This window comes from Methylobacterium ajmalii, assembly GCF_016613415.1.
In the GTDB taxonomy this organism is placed as follows: Bacteria; Pseudomonadota; Alphaproteobacteria; order Rhizobiales; family Beijerinckiaceae; genus Methylobacterium; species Methylobacterium ajmalii.
Genome location: NZ_JACWCT010000005.1, coordinates 1 through 15907 on the forward strand (window position 1 = coordinate 1; position 15907 = coordinate 15907).

13 protein-coding genes are annotated in these 15907 nt (G+C 72.7%); 8 read left to right on the plus strand and 5 right to left on the minus strand.

Annotated features, from left to right (window positions below):
• Positions 1 to 169 (plus strand): transposase (locus tag HPY23_RS00955; protein ID WP_200649537.1); only part of this gene is annotated, 169 nt, incomplete at its 5' end.
• A 27-nt stretch (positions 170 to 196) separates the two neighbouring features.
• On the opposite strand, the gene HPY23_RS00960 is transcribed toward HPY23_RS00955, so the two are convergent.
• Positions 197 to 967: a potassium channel family protein gene (locus HPY23_RS00960; RefSeq protein ID WP_091882758.1), complete on the minus strand. Its 771-nt coding sequence runs from the start codon at positions 965 to 967 to the stop codon at positions 197 to 199.
• 293 nt (positions 968 to 1260) lie between these two features.
• Here HPY23_RS00960 and nhaA point away from each other — a divergent pair, with 293 nt between their 5' ends.
• Positions 1261 to 2457, plus strand: a complete 1197-nt coding sequence (gene nhaA, locus HPY23_RS00965) for a Na+/H+ antiporter NhaA (protein WP_060845236.1) — start codon at positions 1261 to 1263, stop codon at positions 2455 to 2457.
• 223 nt (positions 2458 to 2680) lie between these two features.
• On the opposite strand, the gene HPY23_RS00970 is transcribed toward nhaA, so the two are convergent.
• On the minus strand, positions 2681 to 3643 hold the full coding sequence (locus HPY23_RS00970; RefSeq protein WP_060845237.1) for a CobW family GTP-binding protein: 963 nt from the start codon (positions 3641 to 3643) through the stop codon (positions 2681 to 2683).
• Between the two features lie 74 nt (positions 3644 to 3717).
• Entirely contained in the window at positions 3718 to 4536 is an 819-nt protein-coding gene (locus HPY23_RS00975; protein WP_091882761.1) for a creatininase family protein, read from the minus strand.
• 196 nt (positions 4537 to 4732) lie between these two features.
• Between HPY23_RS00975 and HPY23_RS00980 the strand changes: the two genes are divergently transcribed.
• The 3 genes from HPY23_RS00980 (at position 4733) to HPY23_RS00990 (ending at position 9412) form a co-directional block, all read left to right on the plus strand.
• The gene (locus HPY23_RS00980; RefSeq protein ID WP_060845239.1) at positions 4733 to 5314 is read left to right on the plus strand and encodes a MarR family winged helix-turn-helix transcriptional regulator; all 582 of its coding nucleotides are present in this window, start codon (positions 4733 to 4735) and stop codon (positions 5312 to 5314) included.
• A gap of 266 nt (positions 5315 to 5580) precedes the next feature.
• A complete protein-coding gene (locus HPY23_RS00985) occupies positions 5581 to 8616 on the plus strand; it encodes a PAS-domain containing protein (protein WP_200602095.1) in 3036 nt (1011 codons plus the stop codon).
• A 109-nt stretch (positions 8617 to 8725) separates the two neighbouring features.
• The gene (locus HPY23_RS00990; RefSeq protein WP_060845241.1) at positions 8726 to 9412 is read left to right on the plus strand and encodes an SDR family oxidoreductase; all 687 of its coding nucleotides are present in this window, start codon (positions 8726 to 8728) and stop codon (positions 9410 to 9412) included.
• Between the two features lie 43 nt (positions 9413 to 9455).
• On the opposite strand, the gene HPY23_RS00995 is transcribed toward HPY23_RS00990, so the two are convergent.
• The gene (locus HPY23_RS00995) at positions 9456 to 10082 is read right to left on the minus strand and encodes a TetR/AcrR family transcriptional regulator (protein WP_091882767.1); all 627 of its coding nucleotides are present in this window, start codon (positions 10080 to 10082) and stop codon (positions 9456 to 9458) included.
• A 151-nt stretch (positions 10083 to 10233) separates the two neighbouring features.
• On the opposite strand from HPY23_RS00995, the gene HPY23_RS01000 reads away from it, so the two are divergent.
• The 3 genes from HPY23_RS01000 (at position 10234) to HPY23_RS01010 (ending at position 14846) form a co-directional block, all read left to right on the plus strand.
• Positions 10234 to 10968, plus strand: a complete 735-nt coding sequence (locus tag HPY23_RS01000; protein ID WP_091882770.1) for a PspA/IM30 family protein — start codon at positions 10234 to 10236, stop codon at positions 10966 to 10968.
• A gap of 40 nt (positions 10969 to 11008) precedes the next feature.
• The gene (locus HPY23_RS01005) at positions 11009 to 11281 is read left to right on the plus strand and encodes a YiaA/YiaB family inner membrane protein (RefSeq protein ID WP_060845244.1); all 273 of its coding nucleotides are present in this window, start codon (positions 11009 to 11011) and stop codon (positions 11279 to 11281) included.
• Between the two features lie 145 nt (positions 11282 to 11426).
• The gene (locus HPY23_RS01010; RefSeq protein ID WP_060845245.1) at positions 11427 to 14846 is read left to right on the plus strand and encodes an acyl-[ACP]--phospholipid O-acyltransferase; all 3420 of its coding nucleotides are present in this window, start codon (positions 11427 to 11429) and stop codon (positions 14844 to 14846) included.
• 40 nt (positions 14847 to 14886) lie between these two features.
• Here the strand turns inward: HPY23_RS01010 and HPY23_RS01015 are convergent, their stop codons facing one another.
• Complete coding sequence (locus HPY23_RS01015; RefSeq protein ID WP_139234882.1) at positions 14887 to 15726, minus strand: class I SAM-dependent methyltransferase; 840 nt, start codon at positions 15724 to 15726, stop codon at positions 14887 to 14889.
• Positions 15727 to 15907 lie beyond the last annotated feature (181 nt).

Below are 15907 nucleotides of genomic sequence, written 5' to 3' on the forward strand. Positions count from 1 at the left end.
ATCCAAGAAGTATGAGCTCGACACAGCCCTCTATAAGGAGCGTCACCTAATCGAGTGCTGTTTTGCCAAGCTCAATCAGTTTCGGCGCGTCGCGACACGCTACGAGAAGACAGCCCGCAACTACGCCGCCATGGTCACCATCGCGGCTATTGTCATGTGGCTGCGGTAACTGTCCACACCGCCTAGGGCGTCGGGATCAGTCGGCGCCGTCGTCGGGGATGTTCAGCACGGTGCCGCAGGCCTTGCAGTGCACGGCGTCCGGCTCGTGGCGCTGCAGCCCGCAGGTCGGGCAGGGAAAGCGCACCTTGTAGGGCCGGAACACCACCTGGGCGAGGCGGAAGAACAAGGTCACGCCGCAGATCATCACGACGACCGAGATGAGCCGGCCCGAGGGGCCCGGCAGGGTGATGTCGCCGTAACCGGTGGTCGTCAGCGACGTGACCGTGAAGTACAGCGCATCGACCGGGCTGCCGATCGCCGGGTTGCTGCCGGCCTGCGTGACGTAGACCACGCCGGTCATCACGAACACGAACACCACCAGGTTGGTGGCGGCCAGGATCGCCTCCTCGTGGCGCCGGAAGATCCCGCTGTCCCGGCGCAGCCGGTCGAGCAGCTGATAGGTGCGCAGGAGCCGCAGCGTGCGCAGGATGCGCAGGAAGCCGACGCCCTGCACGAACATCGGCGCCAGGAACGAGGCGATCGCCACCACGTCCGTCCAGGTGCTTAGGCGCAGGAACTCGCGCGCCGGCGCCCGGCTGATCGCCAGGCGGCCGGCGAAGTCGGCCAGCACCCCGAGGCCGAGGACCACGTCGCCGACGGCGACCCAGGGCGAGAGCGGCAGGAACGAGGTCGCGATCACGAAGGCGACCGTCGCGACGTCGAAGGCAAGCAGGGCGTACCGGAAGCGGTGCGCCCCGTCGGTGTCGCCCTCGTAGAGGGCGCGGAGTCTGGCGGTGAGGGCGGTCATGGATCCGGTCGGGCGGGCGAGGGCCGCCCCATACCGCATCCGGGACGCCGACGCCCGTTGCGCGCCGGCCCCGTCGATGGGATACGGAGGCCAAGGTGTGCGGTCCCGGCGCGGGGCTTGCAGGTTCTCTGCCGTTGGTCGGGCCGCCAGCGGGGGAGACCCGTGCCCATGCCCCATCCTACCCTTCGCGGCGTCGATCCGGTCCCGGCGGCCGGCCCCGTGCCGGCTCCGACCCCCCCGGCGATCGGCCGGGCGTCGCCGAACCGTCCTTCCCGCGTCGGCACGGCAGCGGCATGAGCGGTCGGGTTCCCCTGCCGGTGCGCCGGCCGCTCTCGGCCCTGCGCACCATGCTGCACAACGAGGCCGGCGGCGGCCTCGTGCTGATGGCGAGCGCCGCCCTGGCGCTGGTCGTCGCGAACTCGCCCTGGGCTGAGACCTACTTCGCCGTCCTCGCGGCCCATCTCGGGCCGCTCTCGGTGCTGCACTGGATCAACGACGCCCTGATGGCGGTGTTCTTCCTGCTGGTCGGCCTCGAGATCAAGCGCGAGATGCTGGACGGGCGCCTGCGCACCTGGCCGGATCGCATCCTCCCCGGGATCGCCGCCCTCGGCGGCATGCTGATGCCGGCGCTGGTTTACGTCGCGGTCAACCGGCACTCGCCCGAGACCCTGCGCGGCTGGGCGATTCCCGCGGCCACCGACATCGCCTTCGCGCTGGGGGTGCTGGCGCTGCTCGGCTCGCGCGTTCCGGTCTCGCTCAAGGTCTTCCTGACCGCGCTCGCCATCATCGACGACCTCGGCGCGGTCCTCATCATCGCGGCGTTCTACACCGCCGATCTCTCGCTGCCGATGCTCGGCGGCGCCGGCCTGACGCTCGCCGTGCTCTACGGCATGAACAAGGCCGGGGTTGCGCGCCTGTGGCCCTACCTGCTGCTCGGCGCGGTCTTGTGGGTGTTCGTCCTGAAATCCGGCATCCACGCCACCATCGCGGGCGTGCTGGTGGCGCTGACGATCCCGCTGCGCCTCAGCGTCGGCAAGCCGGACGACCCGACCTCGCCGCTGCACATCCTCGAGCACGCCATCCACCCGTGGTCGGCGTTCCTCATCCTGCCGATCTTCGGGTTCGCCAATGCCGGCGTCTCGCTGGCCGGGTTCAGTCCGGCGATGCTGCTCGACCCGGTGACGCTCGGGGTGGCGCTCGGCCTGTTCGTCGGCAAGCAGCTCGGCGTGTTCGGGTTCGTGCTGGCCGTGGTCCGGCTCGGCTGGGCGCAGCGGCCGGCGCACGCGACCTGGCTGCAGGTTTACGGCGTGGCGCTGCTGTGCGGCGTCGGCTTCACGATGAGCCTGTTCATCGGCCTGCTGGCCTTTGCCGCGAGCCCCGCGCTCGAAGCCGAGACCAAGATCGGCGTGCTGGTCGGCTCGCTCGCCTGCATGGCGGCCGGGGCGCTGGTGCTGCGGCTGGCGCCGCGCGTGCCGGAGCGCAGGCCCTGATCGTCGGACCTGCTTGATCGTCGGACCTGCGGCCGAGCCGTGGACCGGACCGGCGCCCCGGACGCGGATCGCGGCGCCCCCGCGCCGCGTCGGGGTGGCGGGCCCAACCCGATAGCGCGGCGATGCCGACGACCCGCGGCATGGCCGTCCGGCGCGCGAGCGCGCGCAGGATCCGCCACAGCCGAACGATCGCTCGCTCCCGGTCGAGCCGGGAGCGAGCGGCTCAGGCCCGGCAGGCCTCGAACCCCTTGCGGATCGCCTCCGGGTCGAGGTGGCGGCCGATGAAGACGACGCGGGACTCGCGCGGGTCGCCCGGCTTCCACTCGTCCTGCAGGTCGCCGTCGAGGATCATGTGCACGCCCTGGAAGACGAAGCGGCGCGGCTCGTCTGGGAAGCTGACGATGCCCTTGCAGCGCAGGATGTCGGGGCCCTGGACCTGGGTCAGGTCGGAGATCCACGGCATGAACTTGTTGGGGTCGACCGCGCCGGGCAGCCGGGCCGAGATCGACTGGATCTCGTCGGAATGGTGGTGGTGGTGCCCCTCCTCCAGGAACTCGGGCTCGATCTCGATGATGCGGGCGAGGTCGAAGGCGTTGCGGCCGAGCACCGTGTCGAGCGGCACGGCGCAGTGCTGGGTGCGGTGGATCTCGGCGGACGGGTTGAGGGCGCGGATCTGGCGCTCGACGCTGTCCAGGCCCGCCTCGTCGACGAGGTCGGACTTGTTGAGCAGGATCACGTCCGCGAAGGCGACCTGGTTCTTGGCCTCGGGGGCGTCCTTCAGGCGCTCGGACAGCCACTTGGCGTCGACCACCGTCACCACCGCGTCGAGGGTGGCGGCCTCGCCGACATCCTGGTCGACGAAGAAGGTCTGGGCGACCGGGGCCGGATCGGCGAGGCCGGTGGTCTCGACGATGATCGCGTCGAACTTGCCCTTGCGCTTCATCAGCCCGTCCATGATGCGGATCAGGTCGCCGCGCACGGTGCAGCAGATGCAGCCGTTGTTCATCTCGAACACTTCCTCGTCGGCGCCGACGACGAGGTCGTTGTCGATGCCGATCTCGCCGAACTCGTTGACGATCACGGCGTAGCGCTTGCCGTGCGGCTCGGTGAGGATGCGGTTGAGGAGCGTGGTCTTGCCGGCGCCGAGGTAGCCGGTGAGCACCGTGACGGGGATCTTGTCGGACATGCGGGAGGCTTCTTCTGCAACCGGACCGGGGGCGGGCGCCGCCGGGGCGCCGCGCGAGCCGGTGATATAGTGTGTCACTCGCCGCCGCGGGAGACCAAGGTCGGCGGAGGGAAAGAAGGCAGGGGAAAGCGGGCGACGTCGCGCAGGAGTTCGACGAAGGCCCGGGCGCCGTGATCGAGGAGGGCCCGCCCCGCCTCAGCGGTGCCGAGGCGCGCGTCGCCGATGGCGCCCGCGGGGTTCAGGTCCTGGGCGTGCCAGGCGAAGGCCGCCGGGCGGCCGGCCCGCAGATGGGTATAGCTGCGCGCGATCTCCCGCGTCGCCGGCACGAAGTCGCGGATCGCGTCGCGGCGCACGAGGTCGGGGCGCAAGGCCAGCATCAGGGCGGTCTCGATCCCGCCGCCATGGATGCCGTGGCGCACCTCGTCCTCGGGAAACAGGCCCGGCGGGGTGCCGAAGCGGCTCCAGGCGGTCGTGACGGCGACCATCCCGTGCCGGCCGCGCAGACCCAGGGCCACGAGGTCCATGAGCGCGCTGTTGCCGCCGTGCGAGGACACGACGACGAGGCGCCGGCAGCCCGCCCGCGCCACCCCGTCGCCGATCTCGCCCCAGGCCCTCAGCGCCGTCTCGGGGGTGAGGGTCAGGGTGCCGGGAAAGTCGGCGTGCTCCGGCGACAGGCCGACCTGCTGGACCGGCAGCACCCGCACGTCGAGGCCGTCCGGGACGAGGGCCACGGCGCGCGCGAGGTAGCCCTCGGCGATGACGACGTCGGTCGCGAGCGGCAGGTGCGGCCCGTGCTGCTCCACGGCCGCGACCGGCAGCACCGCCACGGCGGCCCGGAGCGCGCCCGCGCGGCACTCCTCGGTGGTCAGGTCGCCCCAGGGCCGGGCCGGCATGCGCGTCTCCTCGCCATCTGTCCGTCGCCGGCAACATAAGCCGCGGCGGACCGGGCCGGAACCGGGGCCGCGTCATCCAGGCGTCACAGGCGGGCTGCCATGTGCGTGCGGGGCGCCGCCGCGGTGCCCCGGCCCTCCGTCCTTGCGCCGTTGGTGCAGGCGCGGCAGGATCCGTCTCGAAAAAGGGGCTGAACCCATGGCATCGGGCGAGCAGGCAGTGGCCGTAGCCGGGGACACCCCGCGCCGGGCGGCCAAGCGCCTCCGGCCCCCCGGCGCCAAGAGCGTCGGCTGGGCCCTGATGCAGGCGGCACGCCTGCACCGCGGCCGCATCGGCGACCGCCTGGCCGATCTCGACCTCTTCGCCGGCCAGGAGCAGGTGGTCCAGGCCCTCGCCGCCGCCGGCACCATGACCATGGGCGACCTCGCCGCCACCCTGCGGGTGCGCCCGCCCACCGCCTCGAAGACCATCACGCGGCTCGCCGCCATGGGGGTGGTCGAGCGCCGCACCGAGGCCGGGGACGGCCGGGTCGTGCGGGTCCGCCTGACCGAGGCCGGCATGGCCAAGGCGGCGGCGATCGAGGGCATCTGGGACGACGTCGAGGCCGAGATGCTCGACGGCTTCGACGGCAAGGAGCGCCGGCGCCTGCGCAAGCTCCTGCGCCGCGCCGCCCGCAACCTCGCCGAGGCCGCCGGCCTCGACGCGCACGATTCCGACGGCGAGGCCGAGGACGACCTCGACGGGCTCGATGCCGGGGATTCCAGCCGCGACATGGATTGAGAGCGGGGCGACTGAGGGGCGGGGGGACTGGGGGCAGCTTGCCCAGCGCCCGCTCCGCCGAACGGACTATCCCGGGGCGAGCAACGGCCTATGTTGGATGAACCGGCGCCACGGCGGGTGATCACCTTGCCAACACGCCGGTTTGTCAGTCTTCTACCGGAGGCGGACTGCTCGCGGTGGGCGCGAGGCCGCCAGGCCGGGAACGCGTGTCCGATCACGACCACACAGGCGAGGGTGCGGCCGAGGCCGCGGCGAATCCGCGGCGCGTGCGCGCCCGTCCCCTCTGGGCCCACGTCACGGCGCTGGCCGCGGCCCTGCTCGTGCCGGCGCTCATCATCATCGGGCTGATCGCCCAGCGCTGGGTCCAGGCCGAGCAGGCCCGGATGGAGGAGCGCACCGCGACGCTCAACGCCCACGCGGTCGAGCAGATCGACGGCTTCCTCGGCGGCCAGGTCGCGATGCTGCGGGCGCTCGCCACCTCGCCGGCACTGGAGGCGGGCGACGACGCCCGGTTCGACCGCCAGGCGCGGGAGCTGGTGCGCCTGCCGGGGGTCGAGATCGTGCTGCGCGATCCGGACGGCCGCGAGCGGGTGAACACCCGGCTGCCCCGGGGCGCGGCCCTGCCGGGCGGCGCCCTCGCCGACGACCCGATCGTACAGGAGACCGGCGCGCCGGCGATCTCGGGCCTGTTCGCCGAGGCCGGATCGGGCCGGGCGGTCGTCGCCGTCACGGTGCCGGTGCGGCGCGGGGACACGGTGACCCATCTCCTCACCGCGACGCTGCCGGCCTCGCTGTTCGGGCAGATCCTGCGGGCGGCGGGCGTGGCCGCCCCCTATTCCGGCTCGATCGCCGACCGGGCCGGGATCATCATCGGCCGCTCGGTCGAGACCGACGCCGCGGCCGGCAAGCCGCTGCCGGGCTTCGGGACGATCGGCGGGACGACCGGGCAGTGGCGGGGCCGCAACCTCAGCGGCATTCCGGTCTTCGGCACCCACCACCGCTCGGTACCGTCGGGCTGGGTGGTGACGATCGGCGTCTCCCAGGCGGCGCTGCAGGCGCCGCTCGCCACCTCCGTCATGGTGCTGGCGCCGGTGGTGCTCGGCCTCGGGCTGATCGCCCTCCTCGCCTCGCTCCATGCCGGGCGCCGCATCCTGCTGGCCAAGGCGCTCCTCGCCGAGGCGGCGGACGACCTCAGCCGGGGCATCCCGCTGCGCACGCCGGTGACGCCGGTGCGCGAGGTCAACGAGGTCGGGGCGGTGCTGGCCGAGACCTCCGCCACCCTGCACCGCCAGGCCGACGCCCTGCGCAAGAGCAACGCCGACCTCGAGGACCGCATCGCCGAGCGCACCCGCGAGCTCGTCGAGAAGGAGGCGGTGCTCACCACCACCCTCGACGCGATGGACCAGGGCCTGATCATGGTCGACGCGCACGGGACCGTCGCGGTGACGAACCGGCGCCTCGCCGAGCTTCTCGACCTCGACCCCGCCTTCCTGGCCGGGCGGCCGTCGCGGGCGGCTCTGCGGCGGGTGCTCGAGACGGCGGGAGAATATGCCGGCACCGATCCGGCCTTCGGGGAGGCGATCGCGGTGGGCGACCTCGCGATACTGGGCGAGCGCTACGAGCGCACGCGGCCGAACGGCACGATCCTGGAGGTCCACAACGCGCCTACCGCCGAGGGCGGGGTGCTGCGCACCATCACCGACATCACCGCCCGGCGGGCGGCCGAGGCGGCGCCGCGCCACAAGAAGGCGCTCCTCGACGCGACGCTCGCCAACATGGACCAGGGGGTGCTGCTGATCGACGCCGCGGGCATCGTCCAGCTCTGCAACGAGCGGGCGATCGACCTCCTCGGCCTGCCGCCCGAGTACCGCCATTGCCGACCGGCCTTGGCCGACGTCGTCGCCCACCAGGACGCCGCCGGCGAGTTCGGCGACGCGCAGGCCGGGCGCGAGCCCTGGCTCACCCTCACCGGCGACCTGCTGGGCGCTCCCCCGGTCTACGAGCGCACGCGGCCGAACGGCACCGTGATCGAGGTGCGCACCGTGCGGCTTTCCGAGGGCGGGGCGATCCGCACCTTCTCGGACGTGACCGAGCGCAAGCGGCGCGAGCTCGCGGTGCTGGAGGCCAACCGGGTGGCCGAGGCGGCGCGGCTCCAGGCCGAGGCCGCGAGTGCGGCCAAGACCGAGTTCCTGGCGACGATGTCCCACGAGATCCGCACGCCGCTCAACGGCGTGATCGGCTACGCCGACCTGCTGATGCGCGCCGGCGGCCTGTCGCCGGCCCAGGCCCGCAGCGCCGAGCGGATCCAGGATGCCGGCCAGGCCCTGCTTACGGTCGTCAACGACGTCCTCGACTTCTCGAAGATCGAGGCCGGGCAGATCGACCTCGACCCGCAGCCCTTCGCCCCGGCCTCGCTGGCCGACAACGCGGTCGCCATCGTCGGCAGCGCGGCCGAGGCCAAGCGCCTGGCCCTGGCGGTGCGGATCGAGCCCGGCCTCGCCCCGCGCCTCGTCGGCGACCGCGACCGGCTGCGCCAGGTCCTGCTCAACCTGCTCAACAACGCGATCAAGTTCACGCCCGCGGGCAGCGTGACCCTGCACCTCGCCAGCGTTCCGCTCGGCGGGGGCCGCCACGCGCTGAAGGCCGCCATCCACGATACCGGGATCGGCATCCCGCCCGACCGGCTCGGCCGGCTGTTCCAGCGCTTCTCCCAGGTCGACGGGTCGATCCAGCGCCGCTTCGGCGGCACCGGCCTCGGGCTGGCGATCAGCCGGCGGCTGATCGAGACCATGGGCGGCGAGATCGGGGTCGAGAGCCGGCCCGGCGAGGGCTCGACCTTCTGGTTCGCCGTGCCGCTGGCGGAGGCCGCCGAGGAGGCCGCCGGCCGGGAGCGTCGGGCGCCGCCGCCGCTGGAGCGGCCGGCCCGGGTGCTGCTGGTCGAGGACAGCCCGATCAACCAGGACATCGCCCGGGCGATCCTGGAGCGCCGCGGCCACCGGGTCACCGTGGTGGCGGACGGGGCCGAGGCGGTCTTGGCGGTGCAGGCCGGCGCCCACGACGTGGTGCTGATGGACGTGCAGATGCCCGGCATGGACGGCGTGACGGCGACGCGCCACATCCGCGAGCTCGGCTCGCCGCTCGGCCGCCTGCCGATCGTCGCGCTCACCGCCAACGTGCTGCCCCAGCAGGTCGCGCAGTTCCGCGCCGCCGGGATGGACGACCACGTCGGCAAGCCGTTCCGGCCCGACGAATTGCTGGCCACCGTGGAGCGCTGGAGCGCGGGGCGGGCAGCAGCGGCCTGACCACCTGCCGCGGCACTCGACCGCTTGCCGCGGCACTCGACCGCTTGCCGCGGCGCTTGGGACGCTACTTCTCCCGCGGGATCGACAAGACCTCTCGCAGGAGACCGCCATGGCCAAGTTGGACCGCAGCGCATTGATCGTCGGGGCGTCCCGGGGCCTGGGCCTGGGATTGACCCGGGCCTTCCTCGCCCGCGGCTGGGCGGTGACCGCGACCGCCCGGGGCGAGGCGCCGGCGCTCGCCGCCCTCACCCCCGTCGCCCCGGCGATCCGGCGGGTCGACATCGACGACGACGCGGCCGTGGCGCGGCTGCGCGACGAGCTCGGATCCGAGAGCTTCGACGTGGTGTTCGTGGTCGCGGGCATCGCCGACGGCGCCCACGTCCCGCTGCCCGAGGGCGACCGGGCGACGGCGCTCAAGGTCTACGAGACCAACGCGGTGAGCCCGATCCGCTTCGCCGAGGCCTTCGCCGGCCGGGTCGCCCCCGGCGGCCTGATGGTGCTGATGAGCTCGATCCTCGGCAGCGTGTCGCTCAACGAGGGCGGCACCTGGGAGAGCTACCGGGCGAGCAAGGCCGCCCTCAACACGCTCGCCCGCAGCTTCTCCGCCCGCCACGGCGACGCGCCCTTCGGCACGGTGCTGATGCATCCGGGCTGGGTCCGTACCGACATGGGCGGTCCCGACGCCGACATCGACGTGGCGACGAGCGCGGACGGGATGGCGGCGGTGATCGAGGGGCAACTCGGGCAGCGGGGCTGCGTCTACTTGGATTATCGGGGGGAAACGCTTCCCTGGTAGCCCGTCCGGTAGCCCAGCGGCATCCGATCCGCAGGACCGGTCGTCACCCCTCCGCCAGCCCCCGCCCCAGCGCCCCGACCACGATCTCGATCTGCCCGCGCAGGACCGGCTCGCTCAGCACCATCAGCTTCTCGTCGAGGCCGAGGCTGACGAGGCCGTGGGTGGCCGAGAACAGCGAGCGGGCGAGGAGCGCCCGCTCGCGGTCACCGAGGCCGGGCCGCAGGACCTGCAACGGGGTCTCGATGTAGCGAAACAGGCGCACCTGCTCCACGAGGTACCAGTCGGGCAGCGCCTGCGTGATCCGGTGCTGGAACAGCGCGCGCCAGCGGGCCGGGTTCTCGGCGGCGAAGTGCAGGTAGCCCACCGCCAGCCGCACCAGGGTGTCGGCCGCCGCCGCCCGCTCGGCCGGGCTCGCCGCGCCCGTCGGCGGCGGCGGCGCGATCGTCACCTCGGTGATCGCCCGCTCGAACAGGGCGAGGGTGCGCAGGTTCACCGTGAGGATCAGGGCGTCGAGGTCGGGAAACGCGGTGTAGATCGCCCCGAGCGCGCAGCCGACCTCCTTGGCGAGGTCCCGCGCCTTGAGCGCCGCCAGGCCGTCGGCCGCGATGGTGGCCTCCGCGGCGTCGATCAGCGCCATCCGCAGCCGGTCCCGCCTGTCCTCGTTGCGCATGCCGTTCCCACCTCTCGCCGTGCGTTGTCGCATCTTCGTACCTCGTGCGTCTCCGCACATGCGTGAACGATGTTCAAATTTGCGCTTGAACAACGTTCACAGCTGTGGAAAGGTGCCTTCGTGAACAACGTTCACGGAACCGGAGCCGACGATGCTCAACCTCCTCTCCACCCTCGTCCGGGGCGCAGCCGCCCGCGCCGCCGAGGACCTCCACGACCAGCACGCCTTCCTGATCCTAGAGCAGCAGCTGCGCGACGCGGCCGCCGCCCTCGACGACAGCCGCCGGGCGCTCGGGCGGGCCATCGCCCAGGAGGCCGTCGACGCCAAGCGGCAGACGGCGCTCTACGCCAGGATGGTCGATCTGGAGGCCAGCGCCGTCGCGGCGCTCGCCGGCGGGCGCGAGGATCTGGCGCGGGAGGCCGCCGAGGCCCTGGCGGAGATGGAGCAGGAGGCGCTCACCCTCGAGACGACCCGGGCGGCCTATGCGGCCGAGGTCGCCGCCCTGCGCCGCGCGGTGCGCAAGGGCACCCACCAGTTCGCCGAGCTGGAGCGCGGCCAGCGCATCGCCCGGGCGACGGAGGCGGTGCGCCGCCTGCGGGCCCGGCGCGGGCAGGGAACGGGGAGCCCGGCGGCGCTCGCGGAGGCGCAGGCCACCCTGCGGCGCCTGCGCGAGGCCCAGGCCGCCGACGCCGCCTCCGACGAGGCGATGGCGATCATCGACGCGGCGGCGCCCGAATCCCTGTGCGAGCGCCTGGAGGAGGCCGGCTTCAGCCCGCGCCCCAGGCCGAGCGCCGGCAGCGTGATGGAGCGCCTGCGCGCCAAGGCGCAGGCCAAGGAGCAGGCCAAGCGCCAGACAGAGGCGCAGACCGAAGCCGGCACCGCCTGACCGCACCGAACCCGCATCCCGTTTTCGAGGAGACACCGTCATGACCCAGCAGACCACGCAGCACACCTCGGCCTGGGTGGCGTTCACCTACGCCTCGTTCATCGGCGCCGCCACCATGGTGGCGGGCGGCATCCTGTTCCTGCCCCTCGACCTCTGGACCAAGGCCTACCTCGCCATGGGCGTGACGATGCTGGTCCAGTCCTGCATCACGATGGTCAAGACCGTGCGCGACGTCCACGAGGGCAAGCGTCTCGTCAACCGCATCGAGGATGCCCGGGCCGAGCGCCTGCTGATGGAGATGGGCAAGGAATAGCCGGTTCTCGCGCGCGGCGGCCCGACATCGGATCGCCGCAGACCGCGGCAACAAAGCCGATTAGGGTTTACCGGCTAAGCACTCTTCCGCGGCGGCCGGGACCCGGCCTCCACGCACGACGCAACACCCAGCGAGGAACGCCCCGATGTCAGGATCGCTGATGGCCAGCCGGCGCTTCGCGCCCCTGTTCTGGTGCCAGTTCTTCTCCGCCTTCAACGACAACTTCCTCAAGAACGCCCTGGTGTTCCTGATCATGTTCGGGGCGGGCGGGGTCGGCGGCGGCGCGGATGGCGGCTCGGCGGCCCTGGTGACGCTGGCCGGCGCGGCGTTCATCGCGCCGTTCTTCTTCCTGTCCGGCCTCGGCGGCCAGCTCGCCGACCGCTACGACAAGGCCTACGTCGCCCGCCGCCTCAAGGCGGCGGAGATCCTGGCGGCGGCCGTCGCGGTGCTCGGGTTCTGGCTTTCCTCAGTGCCGATCCTGTTCGTGGCCCTCGTCCTGTTCGGGATCGTCGCGGCCCTGTTCGGGCCGATCAAGTACGGCATCCTGCCCGACCACCTGGCGCGCGCCGAGCTGCCGGCCGGCAACGCGCTCATCGAGGCCGCCACCTTCCTCGCCATCCTCACCGGCACCATCGCGGGCGGGCTCGCGGTCACCCATGGCGGGGCGCACGCCTTCGGCCTCCTGGTGATGGGCTTTGCCGGCCTGTGCTGGCTCGCCAGCCTCGCCATCCCGACGACCGGCGAGGCGGCGCCCACCCTCGAGGTCGACCGCAACGTGCTGCGCTCGACCGGCTCCCTGATGCGCGACCTCTACGAGGATACGCGGCTGTGGCGCACCGGGCTCATCACCAGCTGGTTCTGGCTCGTCGGCGCCGTGGTGCTGGCCCTGCTGCCGGCCCTGGTGAAGCGCACCTTCGGCGGCGACGAGACCGTGGTGACGGCGCTTCTCGCCCTGTTCTCGATCGGCGTGGCGCTCGGCTCCGGCCTCGCCTCCTGGCTCTGCGCCGGGCGGATCGTGATGCTGCCGACCCCGATCGCGGCGCTGATCATGGGCCTCGTCTCCCTCGACCTCGCGCTCGTGGCGTCGGCGAGCGTCCCGCCCCCCTCCCCCGTCGGCGCCCTCGAGTTCCTGGGGTCGTGGCGCGGCGCCCGCATCGCGGTCGATTTCGTGGTGCTCGCCGCCGCCGCCGGCCTGTTCATCGTGCCCTCCTTCGCCGCGCTCCAGGCCTGGACCCCGAAGGAGCGCCGGGCCCGGGTCATCGCGGCCTCGAACGTGCTCGCCGCCGCCTTCATCGTGCTCGGCGCCGTCAGCCTCGCGGTGCTGCAGAAGGCCGGCCTGTCCTCGGCCGGGCAGTTCCTGATCGTGGGCATCGCCAACCTCGTCGCCGGCGTCGCCGTCATGGCGGTCCTGCCGACGAGCGGGTTCCGCGACTTCCTGTCGATCGTCTTCCGGGCCTTCTACCGGCTCGAGGTGCGGGGCCTGGAGAACATCGAGAAGGCCGGGCCGAACGCCATCATCGCCCTCAACCACGTCAGCTTCCTGGATGCGGGCCTCGCCCTGTCGCTGACCGAGCGCGAGCCGACCTTCGCCATCGACCATACCATCGCGCAGAAATGGTGGGTGAAGCCGTTCCTGTGGCTGACCCGGGCGCTGCCGCTCGACCCGACGAAGCCGATGGCGACGCGCACGCTCATCAACGCCGTCAAGGGCGGCGAGACCCTGATCATCTTCCCCGAAGGCCGCCTCACCGTCACCGGCAGCCTGATGAAGGTCTATGACGGCGCCGGCCTCATCGCCGACAAGTCCGGCGTGCCGGTCGTGCCGGTGAAGATCGAGGGGCCGGAGCGGACGGCGTTCTCGCGCCTGTCCCGGGCCCAGGTCCGCCGGCGCTGGTGGCCCAAGTTCATCGTGACGGTGCTGGAGCCGGTGCGGCTCGAGGTCGATCCGGCGCTCAAGGGCAAGGCCCGCCGCCAGGCCGCCGGCGCGGCGCTCTACGGGGTGATGTCGGACCTGATCTTCCGCACCGCACCGATCGACCGCACGGTGTTCGACGCCGTGGTCGAGGCGGCCGAGCGCGAGGGCGGAGCCCGCGTCGCGCTCGAGGATCCGGTCACCGGCACGCTCACCTACCGGCGCCTGCTGATGGGCGCCCGGGTGCTGGGCGCCAAGCTCGGGCCGCTGGCGCCGCAGGGCCGCGCCATCGGCGTGATGCTGCCGAACGCCAACGCGGCGGCCGTCACCGTGCTCGGCGTGATGTCGGCCGGCCGCGTGCCGGCGATGATCAACTTCACGGCCGGCCCGGCCAACATCCTCAGCGCCTGCAAGGCCGCGGAGGTCGAGACCATCGTCACCTCCCGGGCCTTCGTGCAGAAGGGCCGCCTCGACGCGCTCCTGGAGACGCTGAGCCAGAGCCTGACCATCGTCTACCTGGAGGACGTGCGGAGCCGGGTCGGCCGTCTCGACAAGCTGCGCGGATTCTTGGGCTGGCGGCAGGCGATCCACCCCCGCAAGCCCGAGGACCCGGCCGCGATCCTGTTCACGTCGGGCAGCGAGGGCACGCCGAAGGGCGTGGTGCTCTCCCACCGCAACATGCTGGCCAACGCCGCCCAGGCCCAGGCGCGGATCGATTTCGGCCGCACCGACAAGGTGTTCAACGTCCTGCCGGTGTTCCACTCGTTCGGGCTCACCGTCGGGCTGGTGCTGCCGCTGGTCTCCGGCGTGCCGGTCTATCTCTACCCCTCGCCGCTGCACTACCGGATCGTGCCCGAGCTGGTCTACGGCTCGAACGCGACCATCCTGTTCGGCACCGACACGTTCCTGGCCGGCTACGCCCGGGTCGCCCACGCCTACGACTTCCGCTCGCTGCGCTACATCCTGGCCGGGGCCGAGCCGGTGAAGCCGGCGACCCGCAAGGCCTACGCCGAAAAGTTCGGCCTGCGGATCCTGGAGGGCTACGGCGTCACCGAGACGGCGCCGGTGCTGGCGCTCAACACCCCGATGTTCAACCGCTTCGGCACGGTCGGGCGGGTCATGCCCGGCATGGAGGCGCGCCTCGAGCCGGTCCCGGGCGTCACGGAAGGCGGGCGCCTGTTCGTGCGCGGCCCCAACGTGATGCTGGGCTACCTCAGGGCCGAGAAGCCCGGCGTGCTGGAGGCCCCGGCCGAGGGCTGGCACGACACCGGCGACATCGTGACGATCGACGCGGACGGCTTCGTCACCATCCGCGGCCGGGCCAAGCGCTTCGCCAAGGTCGGGGGCGAGATGATCTCGCTCGCCGCGGTCGAGGCGGTCGCCGCCGAGCTCTATCCCGACGCCGCCAGCGCGGTGGCGGCCCTGCCCGATGCCCGCAAGGGCGAGCGGCTGGTGCTGGTGACCGAGAAGAAGGATGCGACCCGCGCCGCCTTCCAGGCGCGCGCCCGGGCCAGCGGCCTCAGCGAGCTCGCCGTGCCGGCCGAGATCGTGGCGGTGGACGCGCTGCCCCAGCTCGGCTCCGGCAAGGTCGACTTCGCCGCCGTCACCCGGCTCGCCGCCGAGCGGACCAAGCCCGCGGAGGCGGCGGCCTGAGGACCGGGCCGGGGCGGATCCGATCCGCCCCGGCACCCGTTCAGCCGCGCTTGCGATAGACGTAGACGTCCTGGTGCGCGTCGAGCTGCATCGGCCGGTACGAGACGGGCTCCAGCTCCGGCGCCGCCTCGGCCACCAGGCGCTCGACCGCGTCCTTGGTGAACCAGGTCAGGCCGTACTCGTCGGTGTAGTAGGGGTAGCGGGCGTAGTAGTAGCCGGCCTGCGCCATCGCCGAGAGCACCCCCGGCTTGTCGAGCCAGTACTGCTCGTAACGCTCCGCCGTCTCGGCCGAGCCCTGGCCGTGGATGGTGAACACCGCGACGCCGCCGGGCTTCAGGGCGCGGGCGACGTCGCGCAGGTTCGAGACCACGAAGTCCCGCGGCAGATGGGTGTAGACCGAGAGCAGGTAGATCAGGTCGTAGGCCGCGGACGGCTTGACCGCGGCGCGCTCCATCACCGGCACCTGGGTCGCGCCGAACTCGGACGCCGTGAAGCGGGCGCCCTCGTCGATCACGTCGCAGACCGCGATGCGGTTGCCCGGCAGCCGCCGCGACAGCTCGCGCACGATGCGGCCGTAGCCGCAGCCGATCTCCAGCGCCTGGCCGACCGAGTCCCAGTCGCGCCCGGCCTCCCTGAGCGCCGTCTCCAGGATGTCGACGAACTGGCGTGCGCCCGTCGTATAGCTCGCCACCCGGTCGGGGGCGGTCGAGGTCAGCATGAAGTCGTTGTAGTGGGCCCGGCCGATGCCGGCGACCGGCCGGGCGCCGAGGCGCGAGCCGAGCGCGAAGCGGGCCTTGCGCCCGGCGGCGTAGAGGGACGGCGAACGCTTGATGACGTTCAGCATCCCGGGCGGGATCAGCTTGGTTGAGAGAGAGGGCACGGGATCGCTCCGGTTGAACCGCTCCCGCCCGCGATCGACCGAGAGTGGCGGCACGATGCCGGCCCCCGGCCGCCCGGACAACGGTTGACGCGACTCAAGCCTAATGGAGGCTTGAGCCCGGCGGGAACATCCGCCGGGCCGGTTCACGCGCGTCTTTTGTTAGATCCCATCGCCCGATCGT